Genomic DNA, 20,036 nt, shown 5'->3' with positions numbered 1-20,036 from the left:
TCTTTGGAGGGGAATATGGATACAGTAAAAGCATTGGCAGCAAACCTTATGGAAAAACAAAAAGCAATTGAAGAGGGCGGAAGAGCGAGGTACCACGAAAAATTAAAATCTCAAAACAAGCTTTTCGTTCGTAAGAGGCTCGATATGCTCTTTGATGAAGGTCAGTACGAAGAGGATGGAAAATTTGCAAACTGTGAGGATGGAACATTACCTGCTGATGGTGTGGTAACGGTTATCGGTCAAATAAATGGGCAGACAGTCTGCGCTATGGCTAACGATTCAACTGTAAAAGCAGGATCTTGGGGAGCGAAGACAGTAGAAAAAATCATTCGAATTCAAGAAGTCGCTGAAAAACTGAAAGTACCATTGCTCTATTTAGTTGATTCCGCAGGAGCTAGAATAACGGATCAATTGGAGATGTTTCCAAATAGGAGAGGTGCAGGGAGAATCTTTCACAATCAAATTAAACTTTCTGGAATGGTACCGCAGATTTGCCTTCTTTTTGGGCCATCAGCCGCTGGCGGCGCTTATATCCCTGCCTTTTGTGATGTGGTGATTATGGTCGATCAGAATGCTTCCATGTATTTAGGCTCACCAAGGATGGCGGAAAAAGTAATTGGTGAAAAGGTAACATTAGAGGAAATGGGTGGAGCAAGAATGCACTGTACAGTAAGTGGCTGTGGTGACATTCTAGTTTCTGATGAAGAAGAGGCTATCGAGACAGCGAAAAAGTATTTATCCTATTTTCCAGCCAATTATCAACAAAAGCCGAAGCGGGCAAAACCGTGCCCTCCAAAAGAAGGGAAACAGCTTGAAGAGCTCATTCCTTTGAATCAAAATGCTTCTTTTGATATGTATGATTGTATTGATGCGATTGTGGATGATGAAAGCTTCTTTGAAATAAAAAAACTGTTCGCAGCTGAGTTAATTACTGGATTCGCAAGGATAGATGGAAGAGCTGTCGGTATTGTCGCCAATCAACCTAAGGTAAAGGGTGGCGTTTTGTTTGTCGATTCAGCAGATAAAGGGGCAAGGTTTATTCAGCTTTGCGATGCCTTTCATATACCGCTCTTATTTTTAGCTGATGTTCCTGGCTTTATGATCGGAACGAAAGTGGAAAGAGCTGGTATTATTCGCCACGGTGCAAAGCTCATAACGGCGATGAGTTCCGCTACTGTACCAAAAATTTCGGTCATTGTTAGAAAGGCCTATGGAGCAGGTCTTTACGCGATGGCAGGTCCAGCATTTGAACCAGATTATTGTGTGGCATTGCCAACTGCTCAAATAGCTGTCATGGGTCCGGAAGCAGCGGTTAACGCTGTCTACTTAAATAAAATTAGTGAAATGACTCAACCGCAAGAGAGGCAGGCCTTTATCGAAGAGAAACAACGGGAATATAAAGAAGAAATAAATATTTACAAGCTAGCCTCTGAAATGATTGTTGATGATATTGTTGTCCCTTCACAGCTAAGAAATACACTTATCGGCAGATTATCGATTTATGAAACAAAGGATGTAGCTTTTAGTGAAAAAAAACATCCAGTTTATCCTGTTTAATTTGCTAAACGTCTGTATAGAAGAAGCTTTAAAGCTTTTCGGTAAAAATTCATTTTTTCATTTATGTTCGATGCTCGCATTGCTCACCGCCGTGGACAAATTTTTTAATCGGACTAAAATAGTTTATCTAGTCTTTCAAGTGTTGTCTAAAATCATGGAAATACCGAAAAGTAAGGGGGTGAAAAAATCTATTTTTCTCCCCTTATTTTTTTTGATTGGGTCTTTTACCACGATGGTATTAAAAAACTAGCATTGTGGATATGCTCACACTTTTTCCAGTTATATATTTTTCGTGGAAATGCAACAAAATCTGAGAAAATAGCCCTTGTCTTTGGTAAAATAGAAATAAGTTTTAAATTGTTTTTAATGGGGCGATAGAATGAGAGTTGCCATTATTGGTGGAGGAGCGATAGGGTTATTATTTTCCTATTACTTAAAACAAGAGCATAGTGTTGTTCTATATGTTCGGAGTCACTCGCAAAAAATGGAGATAGAAGCAAATGGAATTACGGTTCGAAATCAAGAAGGTTTATTTCATACATATGTGCAAGTAAAGTTCATTAGTGAATGGGAAGAAGATGAAGCAGATCTTGTTATAGTTTGTGTTAAACAATATCAACTGGAATCATTGCTCAAAGACATGGAATTCATACATGGACAACCAAGTCTATTCATTCAGAATGGGATGGCCCATTTAAACATAATTGATCGATTTAAATTAAATCATGTTTATGTCGGATCTGTGGAGCATGGCGCTTATCGAGAGAATGGACATACTGTTATTCATACGGGAATAGGTGAGACGAAGTTAGCCTGTTATCAAGGGCGTAACCAAAAGATAGTGAATGAATTAGTTCAAACCTCAAATCCTTCATTTCGGTTTTGCTTTGTTGACGATTATAAAGGCATGCTTCAAAAAAAGCTTGTTGTCAATGCGCTTATTAATCCGCTCACAGCTCTTTTGAATGTCGAAAACGGGATGCTTATTGATAATCCCCATTATTATCAAACCTTTACTGAAATGTTTACAGAAGTTAGTACAATATTGGGGCTTGATGATGAACAGTTATATTTTGAACATGCGCGGCAAATTTGTTTAAATACCGCTCATAATCAATCCTCCATGCTTAAGGATTTGGAAGCAGGGAGAGAAACGGAGATTGAGGCGATTTTAGGTTATTTAATAGCTGAAGCAAAGCGGTTGCAAGTTGAGGCACCGCTGATAACCGCGCTTTTTCATCTTATTAAAGGGAAACAATTGGAGAGAGGAGGAAAGTGAGATGTCAAATGTCTTTTCAAATGTTGCTGCTGCGCTCATTACCATTCCAATTTTAGGCTATATCATTATTTTTGTTATTTGTAAGCAAGCAACAAAGCAGCATCGTCGCGCTGTTCAAATGGCGCTGGATGGTAGCACGCTCTTATTTATCATTTCAGTTCATTATATGATTATGACTATATGGAATAAATCATTGCTTTGGTTGATACTTATTCTTATCCTTTTAATTGGGGCAGCTGTAGTTTTGCTCCATTGGAAGATTAAACAAGAAATTGATTACCATAAAGTATTCAAGGGTTTTTGGCGTTTTAATTTCCTTGTTTTCTTCTCTGCATATATAATTTTATTAATCATTGGGATCGTTCGTAGCATTTCGCATGCGGTTTCATAAATAACGTCTAGGAATGGGAGTGTCTGAGAAAATTGTTTAGGCTCTACAACTTTCCTAGGCTTTTTATTGTCTTTATACAAGATTATCAATTTAAGTTCAGAGAAACATTGTTATGTTTTCAACTTTCTTTATCTCCTGCGGTTCAGTCCAGTCCGTACGGTGCTAAGCAAACGACCTCCACTTTTCATTGTCCAGTTGCGGCGGCTAGCACCTATCAAACTTCAGGCCTTCTCCTTACGATAAGTCAAACTCAATTCGCTAGAGCTCATTGGTTTTCCTTTATCTCATTCGAAGTCCTTCCAGTTTGTACGGTGCTGAACAAGCCGCCTCCACTTTTCTTATAGGCAAAGTTTTTTTCTTTGTGAGTATTCAGTGATATACTCATACGTAGTAAATTGTTGCTTAGAAAGGAAGTACATAAATGGAGATGATGAATCTCAATCTCCCAGCTACGAATAGGTTTGCCACGGCATACTATAATGGGACTGACGAGGTACAGAATTTTTTTCATTATCAATATCAAAATTCTTCTCATTACCAAAAAAGGTTGGAGGAATTATCTGAGCGCTCGTTTATGAGGGAGGAACTGGCTGCTCATATTGAGTTTTTTATGAAACCATTTCCGAGCTCGGAAAGAGTATTAGAATCCATTGCTAAACTGAAGAAAAAAGATAGTGTTGTTGTAATTGGAGGACAGCAGGCTGGAATTCTAACAGGTCCCTTATATTCTATACATAAAGTGATTTCAATTATTGCGTTTGCAGAACAAAAAGAAAAAGAACTAGGAGTACCTGTTGTTCCTCTTTTTTGGATTGCTGGTGAAGATCATGATTACGCAGAAGTAAACCATGTGTACCTGGAACATCGAAATCAATTGGAAAAATGGGTTTATCCAAACAAAGTATTAGATAAAAGAATGGTTACAGACTGTGTATTAAATAAAGAGGTTTGTCAATCTTGGCTTGAAGATGTGATTGAAACTTTTGGAGAGACAGAGCATACGAACCGCTTGCTAGAGTTCTCGAAAAAAGCTATTGAGTGCTCAGAAACCTTTGTTGATTTCTTTGCATATATTGTGATGGAATTATTTAAAGAGCAAGGACTCTTACTCGTTGATTCAGGAAATAGGCAATTACGACAGTTAGAGAAAAAAGGGTTTGCCGAACAAATTAATCATGCTGCTAATATTACGGCTTCTGTGGAAAATCAACAAGCTAAGCTTGCTGAATATGGATTTGCAAGAACGATTGAGCTATCACCAGAAGCTGCAAACTTATTTTATTATGATGAAGAGCATTTTGAACGGGTTCTTCTGGAATTTAACAACGAAACGAAAACATTTATTGGCAAGGATGGGATCATCTCCTTTTCGCAGGAGGAATTACTTGCGATAGCGAATGAACAACCTGAAAAATTGAGCAATAATGTGGTGACAAGACCGCTTATGCAGGAGACGTTATTTCCGACACTGGCATTTATTGCCGGACCGGGGGAAATCTCCTATTGGGCAGAGTTAAAAGATGCTTTTGAAATCTTTAACATGAAAATGCCTCCAATCATTCCAAGGATTAATATTACATTTCTAGAACGAGAAATAGAATCAAGTATGGCGGACTGGGGCCTGAATTTACAAGAAGTTTTACAGGCCGGAATATCAGAACAGAAGCAAACATTTCTAACTTCAGTTAAAGACACGTCCTTTGACGAATTATTTTCTGAAACGAAAGAGCAGCTGATGAGAAGCTACAAAAAAATAAGAAAGCAAACAGAAAAAGAGTACAGAGGGCTTTTGCCTTTACTGCAGAAAAATGAGTCAATTCTGTTGCAGCAAATTGCTTTTATGGAAGGGAAAATTGAAGAAGCGCTGCATATCAAACATGATGTTGCATTAAAGCAGCTTGACTGTATCGCTTATTCAATCAGACCGTTTGGCGGGCCGCAGGAACGAGTTTGGAATATATACTATTTTTTAAATAAATACGGCTTAGACTTTGTTGAACGATTATCAAAGCTTCCCTTCGAATTTGACGGTACACATAAAGTAGTAAAGATATAGAAAGTTCCTTGAAACAGAGTGTGTGGATAAACTCAGAAATTTTCGAGTTTATCTACACTCTTTTTTTTTGAAAAAGAGTGATGTAACTTCTAAGTGAGTGGCTGGTAAAAATGCTTCGTAAGGTCCATATAGTACAACCTTCCTATTTTTCATGAATGCGGAAGGATTTTTTTATTTGAAGAAGAATTATTTTAAAAATAAGGTGGAGGAAAGTGGGGGATTGTGGTACATTTAGGATAGAGAGTGGGGGTAGTGGGTATGTTTATGGGTGAATACCATCATAATGTTGATACGAAGGGTCGTCTCATCGTACCTGCAAAGTTTCGTGAGCATTTAGGCGAAACATTTGTTTTGACACGAGGCTTAGATCAATGTTTATTTGGATACCCACTATCTGAATGGTCCCTAATAGAGGAAAAACTAAAAGGGTTGCCATTAACGAAAAAAGATGCCCGTGCTTTTACTCGCTTTTTCTTTTCAGGTGCCACCGAATGTGAACTTGATAAACAAGGGAGAATCAATATTTCTTCCCCTTTGATGCAATACGCAAAACTAGAAAAAGAATGTGTTGTGTTAGGTGTTTCCAATCGAATTGAGATATGGAGTAAAGATCTTTGGGAAGACTATTTTTCAGAGTCAGAAGAATCTTTTGCAGAGATTGCAGAAAATATGATTGGATTTGATATTTAAAATCATTTAATAATATCAACTTCCAAGTCTTACGATTGGAAAGGTGGACAAGCATGTTTGAACATACAACAGTGTTATTACATGAAACGGTTGATGGATTAAATATTAAGCCAGATGGTGTATATGTTGATTGTACGATGGGAGGGGCGGGGCACAGTTCGCTAATCCTCTCAAAGCTTTCGCCGAAAGGAAAGCTCTATGCCTTTGATCAAGATGATACGGCGATAGCGAATGCTAAAGAGAAGCTCGCTCAATATGGTGAACAAATTGTGATGATTAAGAGCAATTTTCTCCATTTGCAAGAGGAGCTTGCAAAAAGAGGAGTCACTCAAGTAGATGGAATTTTATACGATTTGGGAGTGTCATCCCCACAGTTAGATACTCCGGAAAGAGGTTTCAGTTACCACCACGATGCTCCACTTGATATGAGAATGGATCAAGAAGCGCCAATTTCAGCATACGATGTTGTGAATGATTGGAGCTTTAATGATTTACTAAAAATCTTTCATCGGTATGGTGAGGAGAAGTTTTCAAAGCAAATTGCTCGAAAAATTGAAGCCGCCAGAGAAATAAAGGCCATTGAAACGACAGGCGAATTAGTGGAAATTATTAAGGATGCAATCCCTGCACCGGCGAGACGTAAAGGGGGACATCCTGCTAAAAGGATATTTCAAGCTATACGGATTGCTGTAAATGATGAACTAGGTGTATTTGAAAAATCGCTTCAGCAAGCGATTGAAATATTAGCTCCAGGCGGAAGGATAAGTGTCATTACATTTCATTCGTTAGAGGATCGGATTTGTAAGGTGACTTTCAAGAAAGCAAGTGAAATACCGGATTTGCCACCGGGACTTCCAGTTATCCCTGAGCAGTATAAGCCAGTATTGAAACTGATAACGAGAAAACCGATTTTACCTTCCGATGAGGAGTTGGAGGAAAATAATCGCGCCAGATCAGCAAAACTTAGAATAGCTGAAAAATTATAACCCATAAAAAAACCAAGGAGGGAACGGAATGGGAAATTTAGCAAGGAAGCTGCAACAAGAACAACAACAGAAACAGGTGCAAGCGCCGAAAATAGTCAGGAAAAATAGATTGGGTTTCTCTCCTGGTGAGAAAATATTAGCATTCGTTTTTTGTGTAGCGCTTTGCTTTGGTGCTGTGCAAATTATTTCAAATCAAGCTGCCATATATGAAATAAATAAGGATATCCAAGAAACTTCTTCTATCATTCAATCGCAACAAAAAGTGAACGCTGATCTTGCGATGCAGGTAGAAGAATTAAGCACATATGAAAGAATATGGGCAAAAGCTAAAGAGCTGGGTTTAAAACTAAATGAAAATAACGTCAAGGTTGTGCAAGGACAATGATTAGGAAACAGCCGAATATGAATGTGGGAGCAGCGATTTTATTTATTTTATTTTGTCTGCTCTTTTTTGTCTTATTATTTCGCTTCGTTTCCATCCAAGTAACAGGAGAGGCAGCGGGGCAGCCGTTGGCTGCGAAGGCACAACAAATGTACAATAAAAATGGGATATTAGAGGCGAAAAGAGGTACGATTTATGATCGCAATGGAGAAGTGATCGCAGAGGATACTTCTTCTTACACGTTGATTGCAATTTTAGATGAAAAGATGAAGCCCAACTATGTTTCAGATAAAGAAAAAACTGCGCGAGAGCTTGCAAAATATCTTGATTTATCAGAGTCAGAGATTTTGAGAGTTTTGTCAAAGAAAGAGAAATTTCAAGTGGAATTTGGTCTTGCAGGAAAGGATATTTCTTTGCAGACAAAACAAGAGATTGAGGATTTAAAATTGCCGGGAATTACATTTATTAGGGAATCAAAACGATTCTATCCAAATGGTGTATTTTCCTCCCATTTAATTGGCTTTGTCGAAACAAAAAAAGGAGAAACGACTCCAGTTGGACAATTAGGGCTTGAAAAATCATTAAATGACATCTTAACAGGCGAGAATGGCTCTGTTCATTATGCAAGTGATCTTTGGGGCTATATTCTGCCGAATAGTGAACAAAAGATTACACCTGCCAAAGATGGAAAAGATGTTTACTTAACATTAGATAAGAAAATTCAAACCTTTTTGGAGGATGCATTAAATCAAGCAGATGAGCAGTACAAACCGACGAAAATGGTGGCCATTGTCGCTGATCCAAAAACGGGTGATATTTTGGCGATGGGGCAAAGACCGACATTCCATCCGAAAACACGAGAGGGTATTGAGAAAACATGGTTGAATGAGGCTGTTGAAGTTTCGTATGAACCAGGGTCCACAATGAAAATATTCACCCTTGCAGCGGCACTTGAAGAACAAGTGTTAAATTTGAATGACTATTACGAGTCTGGTTCTTACAAGCCAACAAAAGATGATTTAATTCGAGATCATAATAAGGTTGGCTGGGGCTCGATCACTTATTTGGAAGGATTTCAACGTTCATCGAATGTGGCGATTGCAAAAATTGTCCAGGAAAAGCTTGGATTTGACACGTATCGGCAATATTTAACAAAGTTTGGCTTTGAAAATCCAACAGGAATTGAGCTCCCAAATGAAACCGGGGGGAAAATTGTTTACAATTATCCGTCAGAAAAAGTAACGACTGGGTATGGTCAAGGGACGGCCATCACTCCTTTGCAGCAAATACAGGCGGCGACAGCGATCGCAGGGAACGGGAGTATGTTAAAGCCACAAATCATTGATAAAGTCGTCGACCCAGCTACAAATAAAACGATCCAAAAAACGGAGCCTGAAGTAGTGGGTAAACCAATTTCTGAAGGAACTGCCAAAAAAGTGCGTGAAGTAATGGAAACAGTGATCACATCACCGAAAGGTACTGGCTATAAGCGATACAATATTGATGGCTATGAGATTGCCGGGAAAACAGGAACAGCAAATTTAACGCATCAAGGTGCATACATTCATGGAGATAATGATTATGTCTTTTCCTTTATGGGGATGGCACCGGCGGATGATCCAGAACTGATTGTATATGTCATGGTTCAGCAGCCAAAAGTTGCTAATTCATCTGAAGGATATAAACCTGTGTCATTAATCTTTAAACAGGTAATGAAAAATAGTCTGCAATATTTAAGTATTCAGCCTAGTGAACAACCGTCCTCAAAAACGATCGAAATTCCTGATGTTATCGGCAGAAGCGTTGAAAACGGCGTCAGTGCTTTGCAAGATCTTGGGGTTAATGCGATTGTTTTAGGTAGTGGCACAGAAATAGTCAATCAACTCCCGGCAAAAGGACAGCCGCTCTTGGAAGGTGAAAAGGTAATCATTCAAACGGATGGTGAAATTACCCTTCCTGATTTGCATGGTTGGTCATTGAGAGATGTAATGAAGGTGGCAAATCTCGCGAAGCTGCAATTGAACATAACTGGGAACGGCTATGTAATTCAGCAGAATGTAGCAGCGGGAACGAGATTAAAAGAGGGAGATTATTTGGTTGTTCATTTGCAAAGTCCTGATACAAAAGAACAGCTGAGTAAGGAAGATGGGGAAGAAGAGTCAGAAATCCCTAAAGGCGGCTAAGAAGAGAGCTTAAAAATGGGGCTAAACAAGCCCGTTGATTATTGCTCTGGAGCTTATTTTAGTGCTTCTTCGATGAAACGAAGGAGAAAATTTGTTCTCTCCTAAACGTTTCATTGAAAAAGCTCCTTCGAAAAAGCTGTGAGAAGCCTTGATTTCTTACGAAATGAACCGAAGATGCCCGTTTAATAACAAAGTTAAAAAGAAAGCAGAACGTACCAACGTATGGTGCGTTCTATTTATATTTGTACAAGCATATATTTGAACGAGCCAAACATAAGGGAGGTTCGTTCGAATATGCGGGTTTCGAATGTAACAGTTAGAAAAAGGTTAACCATTGCATTGCTTATCGGATTTCTTGTTTTTTTCATTATTGATGTCAGACTAGGGTACGTTCAATTTTTTCTTGGAAATTGGTTAACGGATGGAGCTGAAAATTTATGGAGCCGTGAAATTCCATTCGAGCCAGAACGAGGGGATATCGTCGACAGAAATGGTGTGGCATTAGCGACTAATATGAGCGCGCCAACTGTTTATGTCTTTCCAAGACAGGTAAATGACCCTGCTGTAGCTGCAGAGAAATTAGCAGCTGTATTAAATGCTTCAAAGGAGAAGATATACAAACAGATAACAGAGAAAGAATTAATAGTGCGGATTTCTGAAGGACGGAAGATTTCAAACGAAAAGGCAGCAGAGATACGAAATCTTGAACTTTCAGGTGTTTATGTTGGAGAAGATTCGAAAAGATATTATCCCTTTGGGGAGTATCTATCTCATGTGTTAGGGTTTACAGGGATAGATAACCAAGGATTAATGGGACTTGAATTATACTATGATGAGCAATTAAAAGGGAAGAAAGGCTCAGTTCAATTTTATGCAGATGCTAAGCATAATCGTATGAATGATAAAGCCGACGAATATCAAGCACCTGTAGACGGTCTTGATCTGAAATTGACAATCGATTCTAAAGTGCAGACGATTATTGAAAGAGAGCTTGACATAGCGGAAGCGACATACAAGCCGGATGGAGCAATCGCCATTGCAATGGACCCGAATACTGGTGAAGTGCTAGGAATGTCGAGTCGCCCAAGTTTTAACCCGACCAATTTTCAAGAAGTTGCGCCCGAGGTTTATAATCGAAATTTACCAGTCTGGAGTACGTATGAACCTGGTTCGACCTTTAAGATCATTACTTTAGCAGCAGCTCTTGAGGAAGGGAAGGTTGACTTAGAGAAGGATCATTTTCATGACTCTGGTTCGGTGAAGGTAGATGGAGCAACGCTTCATTGTTGGAAAAGAGGGGGACATGGAAGCCAGTCCTTTCTAGAGGTTGTGCAAAATTCCTGTAACCCTGGTTTTGTTGAGTTGGGACAAAGATTGGGAAAGGAAAAGCTGTTTAAGTATATTAAAGATTTCGGCTTTGGAGAAAAAACCGGGATCGATCTTCAAGGTGAAGGGAAAGGGATTCTTTTTAATTTAGATCGTGTAGGTCCCGTTGAACTTGCAACAACTGCCTTTGGCCAAGGGGTATCAGTTACCCCGATCCAACAAGTAACCGCATTGTCCGCTGCGATTAATGGAGGTACACTATATACCCCTTATATAGCAAAAGAATTGGTTGATCCAGTTAGTGGAGAAATTGTTATGAAAACCTCCCCGACAGCAAAAAGAAAAGTGATTTCAGAAGAAACGTCAAAAGAAATTCGCCATGCTCTTGAAACTGTTGTTGCTCAGGGGACAGGTGGAAAGGCATTTGTGGAAGGATATCGAGTTGGTGGAAAGACTGGAACAGCTCAGAAGGTTAAGAACGGACGTTATATGGAAAATAACCACATCGTTTCTTTTATTGGCTTTGCTCCCGCCGATGACCCGCAGCTCGTCGTTTATGTTGCTGTTGATAATCCGAAGGGGACGATCCAATTCGGAGGCACAGTTGCTGCACCTATTGTTGGAAACATTATGGGAGACAGTTTAAGGGCTTTGGGAGTAAAGCCGAGAAAAGAGCAAATTGAAAAGGTAAGAAAGGGCTGGGATGACCCTGTTATGATCGAGGTTCCAGATATGGTTGGGATGACAAAAACAGAGATTAGAGAAATTTTCGTGAATTTTAAAATAGATGCAAGCGGTCAAGGAAATACGGTTGTCAAACAAACCCCTCAAGGCGGCATAAAATTGAAGGAAGGTTCAACCATTAGGCTCTATTTTGATGATCCAGAAACAACAGATGAGAAAGAGGAATAATGAGTGGGGAGGCTGAAAGTAATTCGCCTCTCTTTTTTCGTGCCGGCCTAAATCTTTGCTTTTTTATAAAGAAAAACAATATCCTGAGAAAAAATAGCGAAAAGTGTGGTTTTCATGTAAAATAAAATACGCGAGTTTTTGAAAGAGCTCTCGAAGGAATCCAGCAAAAATGCGTACACGGCCGAGACTAGCGATGAACTTACCCATGAATGCAAGGTGTTCGTACTTTCTAAGAGAGGATATGATTAAATTGAAATTACATACTTTACTGAGCCATCTTCATTTTATTAATTTTGATAATATCAATAATCTAGAAATTGAATCAATAGAAAATGATAATCGTAAAGTCGTAAAAGGAAGCTTGTTTATTTGTATAAAAGGATATACGGTCGATGGTCATGATTTTGCCGAAGCGGCCGTTCAGCAAGGGGCAGTTGCTGTCATTTCTGAAAAACCACTGTCATTATCGGTTCCGGTTATTGTTGTTGAAAGTACAAAACGTGCGATGGCTGTATTATCTGATGCATTTTATGGTCAACCTAGTCATAAACTTCATATGATAGGAATTACTGGAACAAATGGAAAAACAACGACGAGTCATCTGATCGAAAAAATCCTTTCTGATGCTAACCAGCAAACTGGATTGATTGGAACGATGTATACGAAGATTGGCGCAAAACAACTGGAAACGAAAAATACAACACCTGAAAGCTTGACGTTGCAAAAGACTTTTAAACAAATGGTAGACGCCGGAGTACAATCGACCGTAATGGAGGTTTCATCACATGCTTTAGTCGAAGGGCGGGTGCATGGAACCGATTTTAATGTAGCTGTATTTACTAATTTGACTCAGGATCATTTAGATTACCATCATACAATGGATGAATATAAGAGGGCGAAAAGCTTATTATTCTCTCAATTAGGCAATACATATCACTTGCAGAAACCTAAGTTTGCAGTCTTAAATGTCGATGATGAAGCTAGCAATATGTTTATCGAGTGTACAAGTGCCCATGTGCTTACTTATGGAATTGACAAGGAGGCAAATCTTCGAGCTACACATATACAAATTACTGCTCAAGGGACAGTGTTTGAACTAGTTAGTCCATTTGGCACCCACCAAGTTAAAATGAATTTAATTGGGAAATTTAGTGTTTACAATGCTCTTGCTAGTATTGCTGCTGCACTTTGTTCGGGAGTGTCCATCGAGAATGCGATTGCGTCTATTGCAGGGATAAAAGGGGTGGCAGGTCGCTTTGAATTAGTCGATCAAGGTCAGGATTTTACAGTGATTGTCGACTATGCACATACACCTGACAGCTTGGAAAATGTCTTAAAAACAATTAAAGAGTTTGCACAAAATAAGATTTCTGTCGTTGTAGGCTGTGGCGGAGACAGGGATCGAACGAAACGTCCGATTATGGCGAAGGTTGCCTGTGAATATAGTGAACGTCCGATTTTTACTTCCGATAATCCACGCAGCGAAGATCCCGAGAAGATTTTAAAGGATATGGAAGCAGGGGTTGCCGGAAAAAGATATGAAGTGTTTAGCGATCGGAAAGAGGCGATCTATCATGCGATCGAAACGGCAGAATCAGGTGATGTTATTTTAGTTGCCGGCAAAGGTCATGAAACATATCAATTAGTTGGTGACAACGTTTTTGATTTCGATGATCGAGAAATAGCAAAAGAAGCCATTGCTCGACTGAAAAAATATTAGAACTACTTCCTAGAAGGATCCTACGTCTATGAACGATTATAGATACTTCATTCAACGAGGCAAAGGAGAGATAGGATGTTCTTAACATACGAAGACTTATCCACGATTTTTTCAGATATAATGGGAACAAAAGAATTTGATTTGGATTATCAAACGGTTTCGCTGAAAGCAGATTTGTATCAACCAAAAGGACTTTACATTCCTGTGGATTCAACTTCTTGTGATCTTCAACAAGCAATTGCCAATGGTGCTGTCGGTGTTGTTTGGGAAAAAGGAAGGGCAATACCTAAATATACGCCAAATCATTTTCCCGTATTCTATACAGACGATCCTGCCAGGGCGGTAAAGGAAGTTTTTTTAGCCTATCGAGCTAAGATCAGCGGAAAGAAAATGGCAAAAAAGGACAAAACAAATTTCCTTTTTTTAGATGAAAAACTTCTGAAAGAATTTTATGAGACATATGATAATGCAGTAATAGCAGCAAAATTTAACAAACTGATAGAGCAGTTTCGAGAGGAGAAGGAATAGAACATGCTCGAGCAAGTGATATTTTTTACCATATTATTAGGATTTTTGATTTCAGTCATTCTTTCTCCTATATTTATTCCTTTCTTAAGAAGGTTGAAATTTGGACAAAGCATTCGGGAAGAGGGGCCGAAATCCCACCAAAAGAAATCAGGGACACCAACGATGGGTGGACTTGTCATTTTGTTATCAATTGTAGCAACAACATTTATTATGATCGGGAAATATGCTCAGCCTACCATCCATACGTACTTACTTATTTTTGTGACATTTGGATTTGGATTATTAGGTTTTTTAGATGATTTTATTAAAGTGGCGTTAAAAAGAAACCTCGGCCTTACATCTTTGCAAAAATTAATTGGGCAAATCATTGTTTCCGTTATTTTCTTTTTAATTTTACAGCACTATGATTTTTCGACAGTCATTTCGATTCCTCTAACTGGTTTTTCAATTGATTTAGGTTGGGGATATGTACTTTTTATTATTTTTTGGCTAGTTGGTTTTTCAAATGCAGTCAATCTAACCGATGGTTTAGATGGTTTAGTATCTGGCACATCCGCGATTGCTTTCGGAGCGTTTGCAGTATTAGCCTGGAATATTTCACAATTGGAAATCGCTGTTTTCTCGGTTGCTGTTGTCGGGGCAGTACTTGGTTTTCTTGTTTTTAATGCCCATCCTGCGAAAGTCTTTATGGGAGACACCGGTTCACTAGCGCTTGGCGGAGCAATTGCTGCTGTGGCGATTTTATTAAAGCTAGAAATTTTATTAATTATTATTGGTGGCGTATTTGTAATTGAAACGTTGTCGGTTATATTGCAAGTGATTTCTTTTAAGACAACGGGACGAAGAATTTTTCGCATGAGTCCTCTTCATCATCATTATGAACTTGTCGGCTGGTCTGAGTGGCGTGTCGTCGTTACATTTTGGACAGTTGGATTACTTTTGGCTGTTCTTGGAATCTATATTGAGGTGTGGATGTAATTGAAACAGATAAAAAAATACTATCATAAGAAAATATTGGTACTAGGACTAGCCAAAAGCGGGGTGAGTGCAGCCTCGCTTTTACATAGATTGGGGGCATTCGTAACGGTCAATGATATGAAGCCTTTATCTGAAAATCCAGCAGCGCAAGGATTGCTTGAGCAAGGAATCACGGTCATTTGCGGGGATCATCCTGTTGAATTATTGGATGAAGGTTTTGAGTTGATTGTTAAAAACCCAGGAATTCCTTATCACAATCCTATGGTCGAAAGAGCACTTGAGAAGGGGATTCCCATTATTACAGAAGTGGAGCTAGCTTATCAAGTTTCGGAAGCGCCATTTGTTGCGATTACGGGTACGAATGGAAAAACGACGACGACAACCCTTGTCCATGAAATGCTATCTGAAGGTGGCAAGGCTCCTCTCATTGCAGGAAATATCGGTACAGTTGCAGCGGATGTTGCCCAGGAGGCAACGGAGGATAATATCATTGTGATTGAGCTATCTTCATTTCAGCTAATGGGAATTGACCAGTTTAACCCATTGATTGCGATTATCACAAATCTCTATGAAGCCCATATAGATTATCACGGCAAGTTAATTGAATATTGGAAAGCAAAGGCCAATATTACTAAAAATCAGACCGGGGCGGAATATTTAATTGTCAATGTTGACCAAGAGCAGGTAGTGGAAATAGCGAAACGGTCAAAGGCGCGAATGATTCCATTTTCCACTAAAAAAATGGTCGATAATGGCGCTTACGTGAAAGACGGAGCGATATGGTTCATTGCTGAAAAAATTATCGATCTCAAAGACATTGTTTTACCAGGTGAACATAATCTTGAAAACATTTTATCTTCGGTAGCTGCAGCAAAACTTTCTGGAGTGACAAATGAAGCTATTTTTAAAGTCTTAAACTCCTTCAATGGGGTTAAGCATCGCCTCCAGTTTATAGCAGAAAAGGGAGGGCGAAAATTCTATAATGATTCAAAGGCAACGAATATTTTAGCAACAAGCAAAGCGTTGGCTGCATTCAAAGAACCGGTTGTCTTGCTAGCAGGTGGATTAGACAGGGGAAATGAATTCGATGAGCTATTTCCGCATCTTGAACAGGTAAAAGCGCTTGTAACTTTTGGAGAAACGGCAGGAAAAATTGAAAGAGTAGCACGTGAGGCGGGAATAAAATCGATCATCCGTGTCGATAATGTAGAAAAAGCCGTACCCGCTGCTTTTGAGTTGTCTAGCCCAGGAGATGTGGTACTACTCTCACCTGCGTGTGCTAGCTGGGACCAATATAAAACTTTTGAGGTTAGGGGAGACATTTTTATCGAAGCGGTGCATAAGCTTAAGTAAGGGCTAGTCCAACTTCGTAATGTATGGCAAAAGGCAATACTCGGCCCTTAAATTTGCATTCGAGGTGTATAAATTGCCGACAAAAAGATCTACTCCTGACTTTATTCTGTTAATCGTGACATTTGCATTGCTCGCTTTAGGATTAATTATGGTTTATAGTGCAAGCGCCGTTTGGGCTGATTATAAATTCGATGATTCCTTTTTCTTTGCGAAAAGACAAATGCTTTTTGCTGGAGTAGGAATTTTTGCGATGTTCTTTATCATGAATGTTGATTATTGGACATGGAAAAAATTCGCAAAGGTCATATTAATCATCTGCTTTGTTCTTTTAATCCTTGTTTTGATTCCGGGCATAGGAAATGTCAGAAATGGGTCAAGAAGTTGGATAGGCGTTGGAGCGTTCTCCGTTCAGCCATCTGAATTTATGAAGCTGGCGATGATTGCTTTTTTAGCGAAGTATTTATCCGAAAATCAAAAGCATATTACGTCATTAAGAAAAGGTTTATTTCCCTCGTTAGGATTAGTATTTCTTGCTTTCGGCATGATTATGCTTCAGCCCGATTTAGGAACGGGAACGGTAATGGTAGGAACTTGCATCGTCATGATCTTTGTCGCAGGGGCAAGAATCAGCCATTTTGTCGGTTTAGGTGTTCTCGGTCTTTTGGGCTTTGTAGGGCTAATTATCTCAGCCCCTTATCGAATTCAGCGAATTACGTCATTTTTAGACCCTTGGTCAGATCCACAAAATAGCGGGTTTCAGATTATTCAATCATTGTATGCAATTGGTCCTGGTGGATTATTTGGACTAGGATTAGGTCAAAGCAGACAAAAATTCTTTTACTTGCCTGAGCCGCAAACGGATTTTATTTTTGCGATATTAGCAGAAGAATTAGGCTTTATTGGCGGTTCTTTCGTCCTTTTACTGTTTGCACTTCTATTATGGAGGGGGATAAGGATTGCATTAGGAGCACCGGACTTATTTGGAAGCTTTTTAGCAGTTGGCATTATTGCGATGATTGCGATTCAAGTGATGATCAATATAGGTGTCGTGACTGGGCTTATGCCAGTAACTGGTATAACTTTGCCATTCCTCAGCTATGGCGGTTCTTCTTTAACATTGATGTTAGTTGCGATTGGCGTGCTTTTAAATATAAGTCGTCATTCACGCTATTAAGGAAATAAAAAAATGGCAAAGAGTTTATTCACATTAAATGAGAAATTGTCCTTAGCCCTGAATATCAGGGCTTCTTTTTATTTAACCCTGACTTACAAATTTGCTTCATCTCATGGGGAACTAATTGTAGCAATGTTGTGAAAAAACCGTTTTGATTGGCTACGATTAGATATTTAGCGGTCATTTTAGTAAAATATAAGTGAACTTCTTTTATGACGAATACATTAAAAATTAATAACATTATTATGTTGTTATCTCAGGATTGTTGATAATATAGTAAAATGGGAAAAGCGCATGATTGCTAAAAAATTTACTTTTAGGAAGTTCAAATGGAGCGTTTATTTTATTAGTAGCTGTTTTAACCGTTTTTTAAGATATTTATGAGGTGAAGAAATGAAAATTGTTGTAAGTGGCGGAGGTACCGGTGGTCATATTTATCCGGCGCTTGCCTTAATTCGTGAAATACAAAAGGAAAATAAAGATGCCGAGTTTTTGTATATTGGTACAGAACAAGGGTTGGAAGGCAACCTCGTGCCAAGAGAGAACATTCCTTTTAAATCAATACATATTTCTGGATTCAAACGAAAGCTTTCAGTTGATAATATTAAAACCATTTATCGCTTTATCAAAGGGGTAGCGGATAGCAAAAAGATGCTCAAAGAATTTAAAGCAGATGTCGTAATTGGTACTGGTGGCTATGTTTGCGGTCCTGTTGTCTACGCTGCAGCAAAGCTTGGAATTCCAACAATTATTCACGAGCAGAATAGTGTGCCAGGATTGACCAATAAATTTTTAAGTCGCTATGTTAACAAAGTAGCGATCTGCTTTGAAGAGGCTAGAAGTTTCTTTCCGAGTGAGAAAGTCGTCTTTACTGGTAATCCTCGCGCTTCTGAAGTATTGGAACAGGATGGGGTTAAAGGGCGTTTGTCGGTTGGTTTAAAGCTTGACGAACCGGCGGTTTTGATTTTTGGTGGGAGCCGTGGAGCCAGACCTATTAATGAGGCGGTCGTAAAATCGCTTTCAGAATTTGGCAATAAACCGTATCAAATTTTATATATAACTGGAGACGTTCATTTTAATGCTGTGCTTAAAGAGGTGGAGCTTGTTGGAAATCCTACGAATGTCATCATTAAACCTTTTGTGCATAATATGCCAGAGGTGTTAGCAGGGATCGATCTGACCGTGTCTCGAGCAGGAGCAACAACTTTAGCAGAATTAACATCACTTGGTATCCCGAGTATCCTTATTCCGAGTCCGTACGTAACAAATAATCATCAAGAAAAAAATGCTCTGGCATTAAGCGAGCATGGGGCAGCCAAACTACTCGTCGAGAAAGAGCTAACAAGTAAAAAGCTTGTTGAGGAAATTGATCGGATTTTGCTGGATCAGGAGCAGTTAGTTGCGATGAAAAAATCCGCGAAAGAACTTGGTGTTCAAGATGCTGCTGCACGGCTTTATTCAATTATGAAAGACTTGACGCGCTACGGAACCTAAAGGTTCTTTTAAGCAAAACGATAAAGTGTTCATATAATGAAATAACCCAGCAACGAAAGGGAGGTCAAGATGATCGAACTGTGTACAAAACTAAAAGAACTTAATGTGGGAAAGGTAAAAGAGAACGAGCCATTAGCAAATCATACTACGTTAAAGATTGGTGGCCCGGCGGATTGTTTTGTTGAACCTTCGTCTATAGAAAATTTGCAAAAAACGATGGAGGTAATCAGCGATTATCAAGTAAATTGGAGAGCAATTGGAAGGGGCTCAAATCTCCTTGTTTCTGATCAGGGAATTGAAGGTGTTGTCATTAAGTTAGGAACGGGAATCAATGACCTTCAGCTTGATGGGACTCAAATTACGGTAGGTGGAGGTTATTCGCTTGTTGCTTTAGCAACTCAGATCAGCAGAAAAGGACTGTCAGGTCTTGAGTTTGCCAGTGGAATTCCAGGTTCAGTAGGCGGTGCGGTATACATGAACGCTGGTGCCCATGGCTCGGATATATCGAAAATACTTGATAAAGCACTTATTCTCTTTGAGGATGGTCAGTTAGAATGGCTCACGAATGAGGAAATGGAGTTTTCATACCGTACCTCTGTTCTCCAAAAAAAACGTCCAGGTATTGTTATAAAAGCAATTTTCCAATTAGCTGAAGGCGACAGGGAGAAAATTTCGGCAGAAATGAAAAAAAATAAAGAATATCGTAAAGTAACGCAGCCGTGGGACTCGCCTTGTGCTGGCAGCATTTTTAGAAACCCTTTGCCAAACTATGCGGGGAAATTAATTGAAGAAGCTGGCTTAAAAGGCCATTCTATTGGTGGAGCAAAGATCTCGGAAATGCATGGGAATTTCATCGTTAATAGCGGTGGAGCGAAGGCGGAGGATGTTCTCTCTCTTATTCAATATGTGAAGGATAAGATCTTCGAAAATTATCAAGTTATGATGGAGACAGAGGTAGAAATTATAGGTCGAAAATAGTCCTTTTTCCCCCTTTTGCTACCAAAATATATAGTATAATATAACACTA

The 20,036-nt window shown here is 39.1% G+C and carries 16 protein-coding genes; all 16 read left to right on the top strand.

The window, feature by feature from the left end:
• Window positions 1-15: 15 nt before the first annotated feature.
• The 16 genes from NST02_RS15630 to murB all read left to right on the top strand — a co-directional run bounded on the left by NST02_RS15630 (window position 16) and on the right by murB (window position 19,987).
• Window positions 16-1,557 (top strand): acyl-CoA carboxylase subunit beta, encoded by a 1,542-nt coding sequence (locus NST02_RS15630; protein WP_095313110.1) that lies wholly within the window; start codon window positions 16-18, stop codon window positions 1,555-1,557.
• Window positions 1,558-1,936: 379 nt separating this feature from the next.
• Window positions 1,937-2,836 (top strand): 2-dehydropantoate 2-reductase, encoded by a 900-nt coding sequence (locus NST02_RS15625; protein ID WP_212933424.1) that lies wholly within the window; start codon window positions 1,937-1,939, stop codon window positions 2,834-2,836.
• A gap of 1 nt (window position 2,837) precedes the next feature.
• Entirely contained in the window at window positions 2,838-3,227 is a 390-nt protein-coding gene (locus NST02_RS15620) for a DUF3397 domain-containing protein (RefSeq protein ID WP_095313106.1), read from the top strand.
• A 421-nt stretch (window positions 3,228-3,648) separates the two neighbouring features.
• Window positions 3,649-5,283, top strand: a complete 1,635-nt coding sequence (bshC, locus tag NST02_RS15615) for a bacillithiol biosynthesis cysteine-adding enzyme BshC (protein WP_095313105.1) — start codon at window positions 3,649-3,651, stop codon at window positions 5,281-5,283.
• A 258-nt stretch (window positions 5,284-5,541) separates the two neighbouring features.
• Entirely contained in the window at window positions 5,542-5,973 is a 432-nt protein-coding gene (gene mraZ / locus NST02_RS15610) for a division/cell wall cluster transcriptional repressor MraZ (protein WP_095313104.1), read from the top strand.
• Between the two features lie 53 nt (window positions 5,974-6,026).
• Window positions 6,027-6,959: a 16S rRNA (cytosine(1402)-N(4))-methyltransferase RsmH gene (gene rsmH / locus NST02_RS15605; RefSeq protein ID WP_212933425.1), complete on the top strand. Its 933-nt coding sequence runs from the start codon at window positions 6,027-6,029 to the stop codon at window positions 6,957-6,959.
• A 28-nt stretch (window positions 6,960-6,987) separates the two neighbouring features.
• Window positions 6,988-7,344: a cell division protein FtsL gene (gene ftsL / locus NST02_RS15600; RefSeq protein ID WP_340949255.1), complete on the top strand. Its 357-nt coding sequence runs from the start codon at window positions 6,988-6,990 to the stop codon at window positions 7,342-7,344.
• Window positions 7,341-9,524, top strand: a complete 2,184-nt coding sequence (locus tag NST02_RS15595) for a penicillin-binding protein (protein WP_095313101.1) — start codon at window positions 7,341-7,343, stop codon at window positions 9,522-9,524. Before ftsL ends, NST02_RS15595 begins: the two co-directional genes overlap by 4 nt.
• Before the next feature lie 294 nt (window positions 9,525-9,818).
• On the top strand, window positions 9,819-11,762 hold the full coding sequence (locus NST02_RS15590) for a stage V sporulation protein D (RefSeq protein ID WP_095313100.1): 1,944 nt from the start codon (window positions 9,819-9,821) through the stop codon (window positions 11,760-11,762).
• Window positions 11,763-12,012: 250 nt separating this feature from the next.
• A complete protein-coding gene (locus tag NST02_RS15585) occupies window positions 12,013-13,482 on the top strand; it encodes a UDP-N-acetylmuramoyl-L-alanyl-D-glutamate--2,6-diaminopimelate ligase (protein ID WP_212933426.1) in 1,470 nt (489 codons plus the stop codon).
• Window positions 13,483-13,557: 75 nt separating this feature from the next.
• Window positions 13,558-14,010: a hypothetical protein gene (locus NST02_RS15580; protein WP_137742796.1), complete on the top strand. Its 453-nt coding sequence runs from the start codon at window positions 13,558-13,560 to the stop codon at window positions 14,008-14,010.
• A 3-nt stretch (window positions 14,011-14,013) separates the two neighbouring features.
• Entirely contained in the window at window positions 14,014-14,988 is a 975-nt protein-coding gene (mraY, locus tag NST02_RS15575) for a phospho-N-acetylmuramoyl-pentapeptide-transferase (RefSeq protein WP_095313098.1), read from the top strand.
• Window positions 14,989-16,341, top strand: a complete 1,353-nt coding sequence (gene murD, locus NST02_RS15570) for a UDP-N-acetylmuramoyl-L-alanine--D-glutamate ligase (protein ID WP_212933427.1) — start codon at window positions 14,989-14,991, stop codon at window positions 16,339-16,341. It begins immediately after the preceding gene.
• A 73-nt stretch (window positions 16,342-16,414) separates the two neighbouring features.
• A complete protein-coding gene (gene spoVE / locus NST02_RS15565) occupies window positions 16,415-17,515 on the top strand; it encodes a stage V sporulation protein E (protein ID WP_095313096.1) in 1,101 nt (366 codons plus the stop codon).
• 393 nt (window positions 17,516-17,908) lie between these two features.
• Entirely contained in the window at window positions 17,909-19,009 is a 1,101-nt protein-coding gene (gene murG / locus NST02_RS15560; RefSeq protein WP_212933428.1) for an undecaprenyldiphospho-muramoylpentapeptide beta-N-acetylglucosaminyltransferase, read from the top strand.
• A gap of 69 nt (window positions 19,010-19,078) precedes the next feature.
• Window positions 19,079-19,987, top strand: a complete 909-nt coding sequence (murB, locus tag NST02_RS15555) for a UDP-N-acetylmuramate dehydrogenase (RefSeq protein WP_095313069.1) — start codon at window positions 19,079-19,081, stop codon at window positions 19,985-19,987.
• Window positions 19,988-20,036 lie beyond the last annotated feature (49 nt).

The organism is Robertmurraya sp. FSL W8-0741 (assembly GCF_038004005.1).
GTDB lineage: Bacteria > Bacillota > Bacilli > Bacillales > Cytobacillaceae > Robertmurraya > Robertmurraya siralis.
Note: the sequence above shows the minus strand (reverse complement) of the source record. Positions and strands in the feature narration are given on the sequence as shown.